The organism is Rhizobium sp. ZW T2_16 (genome assembly GCF_044987325.1).
Classification (GTDB): domain Bacteria; phylum Pseudomonadota; class Alphaproteobacteria; order Rhizobiales; family Rhizobiaceae; genus Neorhizobium; species Neorhizobium cellulosilyticum.
On sequence record NZ_JBJDRG010000004.1, the window covers coordinates 151,141 to 165,616 of the forward strand.

Here is a 14,476-nt window from a genome sequence, read left to right on the forward strand (position 1 = left end):
TTGGCCTCCCTTTTTTCGCCGCATGGCTGCGGCAATACGCTATTGTTTTTGGACCGACTTGGAGGCGGAGATAGACGCTCGCTCCGAATGATACAGCCGTTCGCTATTGTGCCCATCGAAATTGACGATGATTGTCCGTCATCAAATGATTTGAGACTTTTGGGGCTCTGGAAGAATGGAGTTTCCGGCTCGGTCTGCGGGTTGATTTAAGCCGCTTTGGCTTGGTGGTTCAAGCGGCGCTGTTTGATCGTATCTTGTTTGATCCTTTCGCGTTCGAGCAGGATAGTCTGGCCGCATCCGAAGTAGACGTCGGCCGGAGTGAGATTGTCGAGGCTCTCGTGGTATCGTCGATGATTCTAATGCTCGACGAAGGCCGCGATCTGGGCTTCGAGGTCTTCCTGGAAGAAGTAGTTTTCCAAGAGGATGCGGTTCTTCAGCGTTTGGTGCCAGCGTTCGATCTTGCCCTGCGTTTGCGGATGACCGGGAGCGCCATGGACCTGGTCGATCTTGTACTTCTCCAGCCATTCGCCGAGATCGGAGGCGACGTAACACGGCCATTGTCCGACAGCAGTCGCGGTCGGTGTCGACCTTGACCTTGTCGCAGCCTTAGGCGGCCAGTGCCAGATCGAGCGTGTCGGTGACATCTTCCACCTTCATGCTGGTGCACAGCTTCCAGGCGATGATGTAACGAGAATAATCGTCGAGGATGGTCGACAGGTAAAACCATCCCCAGCCGATGACCTCCAGGTAGGTGAAGTCGGTTTGCCACATCTCGTTCGGCCGCGTGGTCTTGTCCTTGAACTCGTCGTTGGCCTTGATGACGATATAGGCTGGTGACGTAATTAGGTCATGGGCCTTGAGCAGGCGGTAGCCCGAAGCCTCTGACACGAAATAGCCTTCCGTGTCGGTGAACTTTACCGCCAGCTCGCGCGGCGAGAGGTCGGCGTGATCGAGTGCGAGTGAGATGATGCGATCCCGGATATCCTCGGGGATGCGGTTCCACACCCGTGATGGCGCGGACGTCCGGTCTTCTAGCCCTTCAACGCCATGGGTCAGGAAGCGATCATACCAGCGATAGAAGGTCGGCCTTGGAATGCCGAGCTTGTCGAGGGTTTGCCTGGCCGACAGATGCGACTGTTCGACAAACCGAATGATTTCCAGTTTCTCGGTGGCGGGGTATCTCATTCGTCGTCGCCCCCATCCGCGATCATGCTTTTTTTGAGCAGGCGGTTTTCCAAGGTGAGGTCGGCCAGCGCCTCTTTCAGGTCGCGGCTTTCACGGCGCAGCGCTTTCACCTCGTCGCTGGTGGCCGAACGGGCGGTGTCACCCGCAAGTCGTTTCTTGCCCGCTTCGAGGAATTCCTTTGACCAGCTATAATACAGGCTCTCGGCAATCCCCTCACGGCGGCAGATCGCAGCAATGCTGTCTTCGCCTCGCAGCCCTTCAAGCACGATGCGGATTTTGTCCTCGGCTGAATGGTGCTTGCGCGTGGCGCGGCGGATGTCCTTGATCGTCTTTTCGGCCGCCGATGTCTGCGGCCCGGTTTTCTGTCTCATCTTCGCTTCCTTTGATAGAGCTACGATGAGCCGAAAATCCTCTCTTCTCAATTAAGCCAATTCTGTCTCATGGGCGCTGATGTCGGACACAGTGTTGCAGCCCCACCTGCATAAGCTGATCAAGCCTGGCAGCGCTGGATCGGGGTCGCTTTACTTACAGCCTCCTCTTCCAATGACCGTGGTGACAACCCTAGCAATTTTCCATCTGTGGCACGGTTATTGCTCGGTAAACGTTTGATGAAGCGCAGGAGGAGTTTGTGTTTTGGAACGGGACAATTTGCATATTTTCAATCCAGTCATAATCTCTCTCGGGGACGCAAATCCAGACTTAACCATCAGTTCGGTCGAGGAAGCTGCCGAGGAACTTCTATCGGAATGGCCAATCGAGGATGGCGACCGCTATTATGAAGCGGTGAAGGCATGCCTCGACTGTATCACGTCGGACGCAGATCCTGATTTGGCCCGTACGGCATTCGTTCAAGCTGCCGAGGAGGCCGGAATGTCGATCAAAGGGGCATTTTCCGGCACTTGTAGCTTTCAAGCTGTTTGACGACACGGCGGTAGGGTCTCGAAGCGAATCGCGAGGGTGGAGAGGGAAGGTTCAGCCTCTCAACCGAACCCTCCCGCACACGACCAGCCTGACATGACGGTCTCTGCACTCAATCGCCTTTGGCAAGAGCGCTGATCGAATATGAGCAAGAGATTGATTGGATAGCAAGCTGAGACCGCTGCCCGATACCGTACTGACCTACGGATATTCGATGCGTTGAAAAAAATCAGCAAGTGGTATGGACGGGTCCTGGACTCCATCGCCTGAACAGCAGGCGGCCTCAATTCCTGCTGCCTGGCCATTATGGCCATACACCCTATTTTCTGAGATAGCTCTTCGCTCCGCCAGTAGAATAGCAGAAACGACCCCCTCTGGGCCCAACCCAGTAGTCGCCAGACCTACAGGGGCCCTCGCCCCATAAAGCCGGGCTCATTTGATCCGCAGCGTTGTTGAGCAGGCGCAACGCTCCAGCGCCTAAGGCCGAAAAGCTCTTTTTGCTCGCGCTGACCGAGCCATCATTGCACGAAGGTCTCACCCCTGCATCCTGCTACACCAACTTTGCTCCCGCTGCATGGATAGTTTGCAGCTTCGACATTGAGACTGACGAACAAGATTCCATTGACGTCCAGCTGAAAGCAAAAACTCGACAGATCAGATTATTTAGCTTATCAACCTCTGTCGCCCGCACCTCCTGGAAGTGGCGGCCTGCGTCCTCGAATACCGGGTCTGAACTTCGATGAAAGGAACCGTCTCCAACTACGAGACGTCCGCTAAAGCGCGCGGCTCACTCCACTCAAGCGGTTTGCATATTTTATCCGCTTTCAGCGTCCACGAGCACCATGGGAAACAATTCCAAACGGGGTGCTGAATTTGCCTCTGGCTTTCGCGACAAACTAAGCTCCCTGATCATCACCTCTCCGAGCCGGTACCCATACGCCCTCAGGTCCACCCTGAATGATGTGAGTGTTGGCGCGAGATATCGACAGACGGGATTTTCGCGAAATCCTATGACCGCCACGTCCTTCCCTGGACAAATTCCCGCCTGATTGAGTTTCTGGTAAAGGCCCATCGCCATCGTCTCCTGGATCAGAAGGACTGCGGTAGGTCTTACTTTCATATCCAGTAAAGCGCTCGCAATTTCGGCACCGCCCGCAATTCGATCGTAGGGTCGCAGGACAAGTTCCTCGTCAAATGGAAGCCCTGCATCGGATAGACCTTTTTGATAGCCGTGCAGAAAGGCGAAGTTACTGTTCGTGTCCTGAGACGTTAGGCCGAGAAGGATGCGTCTGTGTCCAGCGGCCGTCAAGCGATCAACTGCGGCCCTTGCCACTCCCGCAAAATCAAGATCAAGCGCTGCGTAGTCCCCTTTTGTCTCACTGCTTCCCAAAGCGACGAACGGCACGTCTCCTCGCCGCAGGTAATCGATGCGTGGGTCATACCGCTGGACGTTTGAGATGACAAAAGCATCCGCGAGATGCCTGTCGACGGCCCTGTAAAGGAACTCGTTCTGATCCTGATCCGACGAACAAGGAAGAATCAATAAGTCGAGGCCTGCTGACGACAGCGACGCCTGAAGCCCTTCGCTGAGCGCCATGAAAAATGTCTCTCCGGCGACGGTGCGTCCTATGTCGGTTCGCATCGTCAAGGCGACCGTGTTCGTACTTCCACTCCTAAGGCTGCGCCCCGACTGGTTGGGTCTATATCCAAGTCTCTCTGCTTCCGCCCTAATCTTGTCCTGCGTTTCCTTGCTGACCTCCGGGCTGCCGTTCATCGCGCGCGACACAGTGCTAATGGACATCTTGAGATGGGACGCGAGATCGCGAATTCCGATGCCTGACCGCTTTTTCATGCTTACCCTTTTTGTCTCTCAACACTATTGACATGGAGTAGGACGCGGTGGCAACTTCCCGGAAACGTTTCCGTAGAAGAGGATCGCGTCGGATTTTTCTGCGTTATTGGGCTGCATTTCTGCCAAATATCACGCTTCATGATGTCTGACGCACCGCAAACGTTTCCGACAATCTGCTTTTGGAGGAATTATGGCAGACCTGGAGAAAGATGTTGTCCGCAAAATCACGCGGCGACTGTTACCTGTTCTAATATTTAGCTACTTCATCGCGATCCTGGATCGCGCGAATGTTGGGGTAGCTGCCCTAACGATGAACCAGGACCTCGGACTATCCACGGCTGCGTTCGGTTTCGCCGCGGGCGTGTTTTTTGTCCCTTACGTCCTGCTCGAGCTGCCGTCCAATCTTGCTCTCGAACGTTTCGGCGCGCGGTGGTGGATTGCCCGCATCATGCTTACATGGGGACTTATCTCCGCTGCCCACGCATTTGTATGGAGCGCCGAAAGCCTGTATGTTCTTCGAGCACTTCTCGGTGCTGCCGAGGCTGGCTTCTTCCCGGGCGTAGTTTTCTATCTGACGCTTTGGTTTCCGGCGGCCTACCGTGGCCGCATCATGAGCATGTTCATGACGGGTATTCCGATCGCGCTCGTTTTGGGCACTCCTCTGTCAACCGTACTCCTGGAACTGGATGGGCTGCTCGGCCTTCACGGGTGGCAGTGGATGTATATCATCGAAGGGATTCCGGCCGTCGTCCTGGCGGTGTTTATCCCGTTCCTTCTCCCGAGCACTCCCCGGGAAGCCAAGTTTCTGTCTGACCAAGAGAAAAACTGGTTGGTTTCGCGGCTGGAAACAGAGCGTGCCGAGCGTTCGGCCAACAGTCAGGGCGGCCATAGCAAGCAATTAATGAAGGCGCTGCTAAGTCCGCAAGTCCTTCTGTTTTGCCTCATGTACTACGGTCTCACGAACCTCAATGGCGCGGTCAGCACGTTCTTGCCCCTGATCCTGAAGGAGTTCGGCTTCGGACAACTGCAATCCGGCTTCGTCGCAGCAATTCCCTATGCGTTCGGCGCAGTCGGAATGCTTCTCCTTGGGCGTTTAGCTGACAAGCCCGGCAAGCGGGTGGCAACCAACTATCTCGCGCTGGGGATCTCGATCGTCGGCCTTCTCGTTACCGCGTGGATCAACGACCCGACGCTCAAGCTGATTTCGCTATGCTTTGCCGCAATCGGCGTCTTCGGCGCAATGCCAGTGTTCTGGGGATTGCCAACGGCCGTCCTGAGCGGGGTTGTTGCCGCCGGCGGTATCGCGTTGATCAACTCACTTGGCAATCTGTCGAGCGTCATCAATCCATGGGTGATCGGGATCATTCGCGACCAGACGGGCAACTTCAATGGCGGCTTCTATTGGCTCGCACTGATGGCGACAATGTCGATCGTCGTCCTCACAGTCATAACACTCACATTTGGGCGGACTGCTGCTGCCAGCAACGCCTCAAGGACATAAATCATGCAGATCACAGAAGTCCGACTACGTCAACTCCACGGCACCCTGCCAACTAAAGGTGACCTTTGGGAGGAACGCCTCGTACGCCCCATCGACGTCTACCCCGAGTATCGGGATCGTAACGACCACGAAGGAGGCGTCCAGACACCCGACGGGTTCAAGATCGTCACCTACTTTGTCGAGATCCACACAGATGACGGCGTCTCTGGTCTAGCGGGCCCGATACCGGAAGGCGTGGCATTCATCATTGCTAAGCAGCTGCGACGTTTCCTGGTCGGCCAAGACCCCATTGCCGGGGAGAAACTCTGGGACCAAATGCACCGCGGCATGGTTCACGGAAGGCAAGGCGACGCGATGCTCGCGATCAGCGCGATCGACTGCGCGTTATGGGATCTGCGTGGAAAATGGATGCAGCAGCCAGTCTATCGCTTGATCGGCGGTCCGACCCAAACGAAGATCCCAGCATACGCTTCGATGTTGGGATTTGCGGTGCTAGACGCTGGCAAAGTTCGCGATCGAGCCATTGAATACAAGGAAAAGGGCTATCGCGCGCAGAAGTGGTTCTTCCGGCATGGCCCGATGAGTGGTTACGAGGGACTGAAAAAGAATGTCGAACTCGTCCGGACCCTGCGTGAGGCGGTCGGCGAGGACTACGATCTTATGTTCGATTGCTGGCAGGCCATGGATGTTGGCTATGTCGTCGAGCTCGCCGACAGGATCCAGGAGTTCAAACCTCGGTGGCTTGAAGAATGCGTCATGCCGGATCGCATCGACAGCTACACGAAGTTACGCGACAGGATCCGCATTCCGCTTTCCGGCGCGGAGCATGAATACACTCGTTGGGGCTTCAAGCGTTTCCTGGACACGGGGGCCCTCGATGTGATCCAGCCCGACATCTATTGGTGCGGGGGGCTGAGCGAAACGTTGAAAATCGCGGCATATGCAACGGCGAATGATGTAATCACCATTCCCCATGGCCATTCGACATTCGCGACGGCCCACTTCTCAGCCACCCAGTCTCCAATCCACACTCCCTATCAGGAGTATCTGGTCAAATGGAACGCGGTTCATCAGCACTTTCTCGTGGATCCACTCGATGTGGTTGACGGCTTCATCGAAGTGCCGGAGCGTCCGGGCTTGGCGATGAAAATCGATGAAACCAAAATTGAACAAGAGGCTATCGTTTTACCTGCTTGAAGCTCGAGGCAAACCGGTTTTTGCTCATTACTTCGGCTCCTCAGGAGATACCCGCGGAGCCGTTTCAAACTGCAGGTCGACGGGAGGATCAACAATGCCCGTTCAATTGGTTTTGGAAGGATCTTCATCATGCAATTAAAACAGCGATACTGGCTATCGCCGTCCGTATTAGACGCATCGGATCCTGATACCGCCATCAGGCGAAATGCGGTCCGCCTTCACCAAGATCGCAGGTCGAAAACTGAGAACGATAGCGTAATAGAGGCCTATCGAAAGGCCGATCCTTGATCTGGTTCGCTATCACGGAGAACGCCAAGGCATAATGTTCAACCTACGCTGTTTCTGGCTGGTTTGAACGGAAAAACGTTATCGGTCGAAGCTGATCCGCTGGCGCAGGTCGCGCGATGTAATACCCTTGGAGATGGTGGATGCCATACTGTAGCATCAGTCGCTGATGTTCGATTGTCTCCACACCTTCAACTAAGATCCTCACTCCACGATTTCTCAGCAGGTTGATGATATCGAGGAGCATTCTCCGGCCTCTCTCCGTACGAGAGTCGTGCAGGAAGGAGCGATCGATTTTCACTATGTCGAAATCTATCAGGCGGAGCCATGACAACCCTGCGAAGCCTGTCCCGAAGTCGTCGAGCCAGACTTGGACACCCAGCTTCCGTAGGTCGCTGATGCAACGTACAAGGTCTTGATCGATTTCGAGTTCCACACCTTCGGTAATCTCGAAGGCGAGCCTCGCGCCATCTATTTCGCATTCCGCCAAGGTCGCTGCGACGTAGTCTGCGAAACCAGGCATTTTTAGTTCAGTGGGGGACACATTGACGCTGGCGACACGAACCAAATCCGTCACCAATAGATCGATACAAGCAGTACGTATTGCCCAACGTCCGAGGCCAATGATCGCTCCCGTCCTCTCTGCGATGGGAATGAAGACATCTGGCCCGACTGGGGTCCCATCAAGCATTCTCAAGCGCATCAGTGCCTCTGCCCCGTCGAGCATGCCTGTCTGCATATTGCGGATCGGCTGATAAACCAGCGAGACTAATTTCTGATCGAGTGCAATTTTGAGGGTCGCTGCGACATCTTCACGGTCAACACTATACCTTGGATCCATGGCGTCGAAGAGAGCAACGACGTTGCGTCCTCTTGCTTTGGCGGCATAAAGCGCCCGATCAGCCTCGTGAACAACCTTGTCGACCTGCTTGATTTCCTCACGGGTATAGGAGACGCCGACGCTCACGGTGATTATCGGAGTTCCATCTCGCCGATGCTGGTGCGGCAGAGCCAACTCCACAATGCCTTGACGTATCGCTTCTGCAAGCGCCGTCACGTCGTTCGAAATTGTTGCCGTTTTGATGACGATGAATTCCTCGCCCCCGTAGCGTCCAATCACTGCTCCATGAGACGATGCCGTCTGTTGGAGATGTTCGGATATTGACACAAGGCATTGGTCGCCTTGCTGATGCCCGTAGCAATCATTGTAATGTTTGAAGTAGTCAACATCGATGAGCAGGACTGCAAAAGAAGCGCCATCGTCGAGCCAGCGCTGCCAGTGGTCACGTAGTCGTTGATCGATAGCTCTACGATTTTCGAGCCCGGTCAGGGGGTCAGTGTTTGAGAGATGCAAGAGGGCCTTGCCTCTCTCGTGGGCGGCAGCTTGCTGTAGGCTTGCCTCAAGAGCGTTTAGAAAGACTTTGTAACGTTCTCTATTGAGCTGAAGATTTACGTATGCGGTGAAAATGAAACAAGAGATACAGAATGCCCCCATTATCAACTTATGAGTAAGAGGCATTGGTGCGAAAACGGAAAGAGCGGCTAAGAAAATGACCATATTGGCCGTAGACGAGGCTATCGCTACGTTTGACCTAAAACGGAAGAACAGGTTGACGCTCATCATAAAGATTGCGCCAAAAACCATGTAGTATGAGAATGCGACCCGATCCGCAGTCATCTGCGCTGTAATGAGCCACACGAGATAGCCCGTAGAGACCGAGATAGCTGAGACTACGTCGATCGTGTTCGCTGTGGCTTTGCGGTTAAGCAAAAGTTCTAGAATGCACAGCGCACTGATACCGACAATGAAGCGCCCAATGATAGTGGTCTGGGCAACGTCGGCGATAAAGAGGCAATCTGTCAACGAATACGCGAGATAGGCACCTACAGCGATCCAGAGCCCTCTTCGCGTGGCACTCTTTCGTTCAATCTCACTCTGCAGATCAAATAGGCCACGCAGCTCCCTCGTCGACAAACTCGAACTGGGTCTCGCAGCTGCAGTTTCGGCCAACACGTGCATCATGCCCTGTTACCCACCATGGTGCAGCCTCGACACCGGACCGCTAGCTAAGGTTGGATAACCTTGCGTGCACTTCACATCAATTAATGACAGCGGAGCTTTGCAAAAACCGCACGGAATTGTTCCAACTTCGCTAACATTCTCTGAACGTTAGACGAGCTTTAATGAAGGCATGCGATCCTTGGGTGCTTGTCATCGGCACACATGCTGAAGATTTTAGCGATTTCTTTTGATATTCATTTACTTAAGAGGCGCACGTGGCAAAGCCCGCATTTTCATTCGACGGCCAAAGCTTGATCACTCCGCAGTCCGTCAGCGACCACCTCAATCCGCAAACCGAGGCGCAACTAGCCGACCTGGTGCAGACCGCAGCGGCTGAGTTCGAAATAATCATCAACGTTGCGATGCAGCGGCTATCGTCCACGCAGAACCGCGCGAATGCCGTGAAGTGGCTTATTGCTCGACTTCACGATGTTCGCTTGAAATATGGGCTAGCCGTGTGGAAAAAGCTGGCACCGATCATCAGGTCTCATTCTTCCGCTGAGATCCTGCGCCAGTGCGCTTTTACCAGCTGGTCTTTCGAGAAGCCACGGGGTTACTCCGGAGATGCCACCCTTATCGACTTTATCTATCAGCATCCTGCGATAGCCGAAGAAGTAGCAAAAACCACTCCACTCGGCCGAGACATCTTCGGATACACCATCAATGCTCCAGGTCCGGTCGCTGTGAGAGAACGACGCGATATTCTGACGAAATTCGTTGATGATACCGCGGCCCGCGTCGGCCCTGATACGGAAATCCTTGCAATTGCTGCCGGTCACCTACGTGAGGCGGAGACATCTAAGGCATTGCATGAGAACCGCCTCAAGCGCTGGCTTGCTCTTGATCAAGATCCTCTCAGCATCGGTTCCATTGCAACCCAATTCAGCGGAACTCGTGTCGAGCCTATCGATGGGTCGGTACGCGGCCTTCTTGCAAGGAAGCACCAGGTCGGCTCATTCGATTTGATCTACGCTGCCGGTCTGTATGACTATCTCACCGACAAGGTAGCGATCCGACTGACACAGGTTTGCATGGAAATGTTGAAGCCTGGCGGTACATTTTTGTTCGCGAATTTTTCCGACGAAATGGCTGACGATGGCTACATGGAATCTTACATGAATTGGGAGCTCTTGCAGAGGTCTGAAAGCGATATGTGGCGGATCGCCAACGCGAGCGCTACGACCGATACTCTGGGGACCGCAGTCTGGTATGGTACCAATCGGAACATCATCTACAGCACCCTCCGAAGAAAACCTTAGGCCGACAAATCTAAATAATCTTCCTCTGCCGCAAATTAACATGGCTCCGGTTGTTTCGGAGTTTCGACGTATCATGCGGCCGCTTCGAGATCTCGACGATCTCAGCGGCCGTTTATAACGCGTGGCCGCCTCCAGCTTCTGCCTCAGGCGGCACTTCGGCACGTGGAAGGCGACCCTTGGATACCGCTTGGGCCTCATCTGCTCGCCTCCCCTGTCATCGGACTTGATGATATTCTCGAGCCATGTTCCTGTGTCGGTCTCGATCAGAGGCTTCTTGTTCTCGGAGATCAACGGTGAGACACACTGGCGGCTGTCGCTGCGGAGCGATCAAATTTGAAGCAAAGTCCGAGCCGTTCTATTCGGGCTATTATCATTGCGATGATTGCCGGAGAGCTAGCGGAGCGCCGGTCGCAGCTTTTGTCGGCTTCTTTTGCAAAGACATTATTTTTAGTGGCTTGGAAGGGTCATCTTACGGCAAAGACCCTATTCAACGAACGTTCTGCCCGACATGCGGATCCCCAATCGCTTATTGCGACGGACGCATTGATGACCAGATATTTTTCATGATTGGCGCTATGGATCATCCAGAGCAGTACCCACCGTTAGCCCACGGGTATGCAAGGATCGCAGTTGCCGTATCTACATATGGACGATGGCCTTCCTCGAATGACCGCCAACACAGTCCCTCGCCCACGCGATTGACGACGCTGTGCGAAACCCGCCAATAACTCCGGAACCTCGTTATAGGCGAAAGCCCCTAAGGGCCTTCCGTGCCTCGGACCACGCTCGATGTGCCTTCTTTGCCCGTTGATATTCCGACAACAGGAGCGTCGTGGCCTGAGTTCCCGGCGGTCTGGGAACGGACGTCATTCCCCCTGTCGTCCTCATCGATCAGATTGCGAGCTTTCCTCGCATTCCGCTCGTAATACACGCACACCCTCCCAAAACACGGCTGCGTATATGAAGCACCGCTAAATCGCGGTGTGAAGTGGCGCACCAGTTACAGTACGTGTTTAATTGAAGTTGCAGGGTCAACGCTCTCGATGGATCACGTCTCCTTTGACATCAGTCCAGGGATGAATGCGGATTTCATATATCGAGCACTGGGGTGCCGGAAAAGCAGGATCGGCAAATGCGCCTACAGGAATCGCATAGACTCCGGGCGTATCCTCGTTTTCGTAATAGACAGTTGATCCGCAATCCGGACAGAAATGGTAGCGTGCCCACATACCGCTATCTCCAATCCTTTCGTACAGCCGAGAATTTCCTTCGATTTCCACATCCGTCTTCGCGTATCGGGCCTGGACTGCAAAGGCACTTCCGGTTCGTAGCTGGCATTCCAGGCAATGACAGACCGAAACCCTTTGAGGCTCGCCATGGCAATTGGCCCGTAGCTGACCGCACCTACACTTTGCTACCCGGAGTGACATGCTGGACCTCATTAGCGAAAAGAGGCCTTAAGACGTCTTCTTGAGGGCGCTCGGCTTTTGTGCCGCCTTGGCTCCAGATTTAGAGCTCTCGACGATGATTTCTGGATCCGCCCTGGAAGCCTTTACCTCGTGCCCCTTGATTTTCGTCGGGCTGGTTTGCTTGCTGATCACCTTACCTGTCGTCTCACCTTGGCTCGTTTTCCACGCCACAGTGTCGCCCTTCTTCAGATCGTCTGCCATACGGCGTCCTCCATGATATCGGCAGCAAACATCTGAGAGGATCATATGGTTCCGTTGAAGCTGTCGTCGCCTGGGTAAGCTATTTCACTATGTAGGACATACCTACAGATCTTGGGGCGGTTTCCCTAAATCCAAATTGTTCATAAAGCTTGTTGGCGGGTACGTCGGCAATCAAGCTCACATAAGCTGTCTTCGGTAGCATCGTGTTCACATATTCCATGATTGCCGTCATGATCGCCTTACCGAGCCCGCGACCCTGGTGATCTGGCTGTACTGCAATATCGGTTATCTGGAAAAAGCAGCCGCCATCACCAATCAGCCGACCCATTCCAATCACCTGACCATCGACCACTACGACCACGGCAAAGACAGTTCCCGCTAGCCCGATTTCAGCCGCTGCCCTCGAAAATGGCGTTAAACCAGCGTTTTGGCGGAGACGCATGTAATCGTCGTAGTCGGGCGTTCTCTCCTCGACAGAATAGTGCTTATCTGTGCTGGCCATATGTTTCTTCCCATGTGCACGCTAGGGGTACCTCTTATAGCTGCTCATGTAATTCCTTGAGCAACTTCTTGCGTTCCCGCCTGCGAGTGATCTGGCGCGTGAGCGCTTCGGATGCTCGGACTGCCGATCCGCTGTCGGACTTCGGGAGGTCAAATTTTCGCGTCGCTCCGATCAGTAGGTCCTCCGAGCCGTAAATGCCCAGTATCGTAATCTCGATGTTTTCTGCAACTGCATCGAGTTTGCCGGTGAAATGTTCGCCTGCTTCGATCTCGCTGGCCTCAGCATACTCGATGATGCAGTCGAAAGTCACCATGTCTGCCATTGTCCCGGGCTGCAACGGGCCCTGGCGCGTCATTCTTTGCCAGCCAGTATCGATGCCTGATTGGCGGATGTCCTCTGCATCTGTGATGTAGGCGGTGTAGGTGTGGTTCTTAGTTATAATCTTTGCGACGACGCTTTGAATGTGCACGGGCTCCCTGCTCATGTTTGTAACTAGACAATGAGCGTTAAGTGCCCGCCCCTCGCCGTGGTTGATGATGAGCATAGGTTTGACCTGTCTTCGATGTCCTCCGACGAAGATTTGAAGGTAGACAGTCCAGATGCAAAGGGTCCCAAGACTGGCCGCAGCGGAGACGATCGGAGCGTTCGCTTGTAGTAAGTCTAGCATTCGAAGTTCCTGTCTCTGAAAATCAGGCTAAGTGTGTGCGGAGAAATTCCAGGCCGAGCCGTGCGCCCGTCATTGAGATTGCATGACCAACACCTGACTCGATCTTCAGATCTACCTTGAAGCCAGCCGCCTGGAGCTGCGTGGCGGCGAGGGTAGAGGCGAATGGCGGGATTGTCCGATCATTCTGCCCGTGAATGAGAAGAACCGGTGTGCCACTGCTGGCGGAAGAAACCGGGACGGGCGGGAGAAGGCCGGAATAGCCAATCAGAGCGCCGACGTTCCATCTGCCAGACGCAGCAGCGTCAAGAGCAACAATCGCGCCCTGTGACACACCGACAAAGGCGACCCGATCGAGTGCTTCCTCAAACCGCTCGCGCTTGATGATCTGATCGATCGTGCGATCGAATGCGTCGCGGATTTCGGCAAGGCGGTCAGGCCGAAGTTGATTACCGTCGACTTGAAACCAGAGATGACCAGGTCCAGCCACTTTGCGAAATGGCGCGTCGGGCGTGGCGAACCGTGCTGCAGGTAGGCTTGTCTTCCAGGACGAGGCGAGTGGCATCATCTGCGCACCTGACGCTCCGATGCAATGGAAAAGAATGATAAGTCCGGTCGTCAGTGCCAAGCTCGCTGACTTTCAGTGTGAGATCAAAAACAGAGGGCGCTCAACCCTTACGGAGAACGCCCTCTTCGACCCGGAACGAGGCAACGCGAGGGTCATCGCGGCGTCATCAGTTACGGGGCCAAGCTCGAGACGATTGACTCGATTGTGAGATCAGAACCGGTCAGCAGTCGTCTCGAACCAAGTACGATGACGGACTTCGTCCTGATGGGCCTTCATAAAGAACGCTTTCGTTTCCGGTCGAGCCTCTTCGTGCTGCGAGGCACGCTCATAGGCAGAGACTGTGTCGTCTTCGTTCGTCTTCATTGCCTTTAGGATTGTCTTGTCGCCGAAAATGTCGGCGAGCGCGATTCTACCCGTTGTCAGCATCTGCTTCATGTCACCCTTCTCAGGAGCATCGATGCCGGCTTCTGCAGCGATTTCGTTAAGGGTGGAGAGATGCTGGAGATGATCTTGACGAAACTCGTCGACCTTTGCGCTAAGCGTTTTGTCATCGAGACGCTCGATCGTAGACTCGTAAGCTGCAATCGCATCGTGCTCGAGGTAGATCAGATCCTTCACGAGCTTTCCAAAGTCGCTCTCATTCCCAACCATAGTAACCATTGTTTTCTCCCTTTCCAATGAGGCAGGGGAAAGACATGACAGTTGAGCACGTTCCATTCGTAAGGACGACGGTACGGAACCGTACGATCGGCTCGTCTCAGCAACTCAAGGCAATCAGAAGGGTTCTATAAGCGCCGCCGCGTCTCGATCGAC

The 14,476-nt window shown here is 54.4% G+C and carries 13 protein-coding genes and 1 pseudogene; 5 read left to right on the forward strand and 9 right to left on the reverse strand.

Annotation, left to right across the window (positions count from 1 at the left end; translation table 11 throughout):
- Positions 1 to 206 precede the first annotated feature (206 nt).
- Positions 207 to 1,556 (reverse strand): annotated as a pseudogene (locus ACI3K0_RS13585) (IS3 family transposase).
- A gap of 262 nt (positions 1,557 to 1,818) precedes the next feature.
- Here ACI3K0_RS13585 and ACI3K0_RS13590 point away from each other — a divergent pair.
- Positions 1,819 to 2,106, forward strand: coding sequence for a DUF982 domain-containing protein (locus ACI3K0_RS13590; RefSeq protein ID WP_206827852.1), 288 nt, complete (start codon positions 1,819 to 1,821; stop codon positions 2,104 to 2,106).
- Positions 2,107 to 2,917: 811 nt separating this feature from the next.
- Here the strand turns inward: ACI3K0_RS13590 and ACI3K0_RS13595 are convergent.
- A complete protein-coding gene (locus ACI3K0_RS13595) occupies positions 2,918 to 3,955 on the reverse strand; it encodes a LacI family DNA-binding transcriptional regulator (protein ID WP_206827853.1) in 1,038 nt (345 codons plus the stop codon).
- 190 nt (positions 3,956 to 4,145) lie between these two features.
- Between ACI3K0_RS13595 and ACI3K0_RS13600 the strand changes: the two genes are divergently transcribed.
- Positions 4,146 to 5,456, forward strand: a complete 1,311-nt coding sequence (locus ACI3K0_RS13600) for an MFS transporter (RefSeq protein WP_206827854.1) — start codon at positions 4,146 to 4,148, stop codon at positions 5,454 to 5,456.
- Positions 5,457 to 5,459: 3 nt separating this feature from the next.
- Complete coding sequence (locus ACI3K0_RS13605; RefSeq protein WP_404945436.1) at positions 5,460 to 6,653, forward strand: enolase C-terminal domain-like protein; 1,194 nt, start codon at positions 5,460 to 5,462, stop codon at positions 6,651 to 6,653.
- 331 nt (positions 6,654 to 6,984) lie between these two features.
- On the opposite strand, the gene ACI3K0_RS13610 is transcribed toward ACI3K0_RS13605, so the two are convergent.
- The gene (locus ACI3K0_RS13610; protein WP_404945437.1) at positions 6,985 to 8,961 is read right to left on the reverse strand and encodes a putative bifunctional diguanylate cyclase/phosphodiesterase; all 1,977 of its coding nucleotides are present in this window, start codon (positions 8,959 to 8,961) and stop codon (positions 6,985 to 6,987) included.
- A gap of 254 nt (positions 8,962 to 9,215) precedes the next feature.
- On the opposite strand from ACI3K0_RS13610, the gene ACI3K0_RS13615 reads away from it, so the two are divergent.
- Together ACI3K0_RS13615 and ACI3K0_RS13620 are read left to right on the forward strand one after the other, a co-directional pair.
- Complete coding sequence (locus ACI3K0_RS13615; protein WP_206827856.1) at positions 9,216 to 10,259, forward strand: class I SAM-dependent methyltransferase; 1,044 nt, start codon at positions 9,216 to 9,218, stop codon at positions 10,257 to 10,259.
- A gap of 242 nt (positions 10,260 to 10,501) precedes the next feature.
- Positions 10,502 to 10,987 (forward strand): GFA family protein, encoded by a 486-nt coding sequence (locus ACI3K0_RS13620; protein ID WP_404945438.1) that lies wholly within the window; start codon positions 10,502 to 10,504, stop codon positions 10,985 to 10,987.
- 303 nt (positions 10,988 to 11,290) lie between these two features.
- Here ACI3K0_RS13620 and ACI3K0_RS13625 read toward each other — a convergent pair whose 3' ends face one another.
- The 6 genes from ACI3K0_RS13625 to ACI3K0_RS13650 all read right to left on the reverse strand — a co-directional run bounded on the left by ACI3K0_RS13625 (position 11,291) and on the right by ACI3K0_RS13650 (position 14,323).
- Positions 11,291 to 11,701, reverse strand: a complete 411-nt coding sequence (locus ACI3K0_RS13625) for a GFA family protein (protein ID WP_404945439.1) — start codon at positions 11,699 to 11,701, stop codon at positions 11,291 to 11,293.
- Between the two features lie 15 nt (positions 11,702 to 11,716).
- A complete protein-coding gene (locus ACI3K0_RS13630) occupies positions 11,717 to 11,929 on the reverse strand; it encodes a DUF2945 domain-containing protein (protein ID WP_404945440.1) in 213 nt (70 codons plus the stop codon).
- A 79-nt stretch (positions 11,930 to 12,008) separates the two neighbouring features.
- On the reverse strand, positions 12,009 to 12,431 hold the full coding sequence (locus ACI3K0_RS13635) for a GNAT family N-acetyltransferase (RefSeq protein WP_404945441.1): 423 nt from the start codon (positions 12,429 to 12,431) through the stop codon (positions 12,009 to 12,011).
- Between the two features lie 34 nt (positions 12,432 to 12,465).
- Positions 12,466 to 12,975 (reverse strand): hypothetical protein, encoded by a 510-nt coding sequence (locus tag ACI3K0_RS13640; protein ID WP_404945442.1) that lies wholly within the window; start codon positions 12,973 to 12,975, stop codon positions 12,466 to 12,468.
- A gap of 145 nt (positions 12,976 to 13,120) precedes the next feature.
- Positions 13,121 to 13,723, reverse strand: coding sequence for an alpha/beta hydrolase (locus ACI3K0_RS13645; RefSeq protein WP_404945443.1), 603 nt, complete (start codon positions 13,721 to 13,723; stop codon positions 13,121 to 13,123).
- Positions 13,724 to 13,873: 150 nt separating this feature from the next.
- Positions 13,874 to 14,323 (reverse strand): DUF892 family protein, encoded by a 450-nt coding sequence (locus tag ACI3K0_RS13650; protein ID WP_206827861.1) that lies wholly within the window; start codon positions 14,321 to 14,323, stop codon positions 13,874 to 13,876.
- Between the last annotated feature and the right edge of the window lie 153 nt (positions 14,324 to 14,476).

Excerpts from the sequence above, each read along its gene's own strand:
- ACI3K0_RS13600 (WP_206827854.1), top strand. The coding sequence starts at position 4,146 with ATGGCAGACCTGGAGAAAGATGTTGTCCGCAAAATCACGCGGCGACTG.
- ACI3K0_RS13610 (WP_404945437.1), bottom strand. The coding sequence starts at position 8,961 with ATGATGCACGTGTTGGCCGAAACTGCAGCTGCGAGACCCAGTTCGAGT.
- ACI3K0_RS13650 (WP_206827861.1), bottom strand. The coding sequence starts at position 14,323 with ATGGTTACTATGGTTGGGAATGAGAGCGACTTTGGAAAGCTCGTGAAG.
- ACI3K0_RS13620 (WP_404945438.1), top strand. The coding sequence starts at position 10,502 with ATGTTCCTGTGTCGGTCTCGATCAGAGGCTTCTTGTTCTCGGAGATCA.
- ACI3K0_RS13635 (WP_404945441.1), bottom strand. The coding sequence starts at position 12,431 with ATGGCCAGCACAGATAAGCACTATTCTGTCGAGGAGAGAACGCCCGAC.
- ACI3K0_RS13630 (WP_404945440.1), bottom strand. The coding sequence starts at position 11,929 with ATGGCAGACGATCTGAAGAAGGGCGACACTGTGGCGTGGAAAACGAGC.
- ACI3K0_RS13595 (WP_206827853.1), bottom strand. The coding sequence starts at position 3,955 with ATGAAAAAGCGGTCAGGCATCGGAATTCGCGATCTCGCGTCCCATCTC.
- ACI3K0_RS13625 (WP_404945439.1), bottom strand. The coding sequence starts at position 11,701 with ATGAGGTCCAGCATGTCACTCCGGGTAGCAAAGTGTAGGTGCGGTCAG.
- ACI3K0_RS13605 (WP_404945436.1), top strand. The coding sequence starts at position 5,460 with ATGCAGATCACAGAAGTCCGACTACGTCAACTCCACGGCACCCTGCCA.
- ACI3K0_RS13640 (WP_404945442.1), bottom strand. The coding sequence starts at position 12,975 with ATGCTCATCATCAACCACGGCGAGGGGCGGGCACTTAACGCTCATTGT.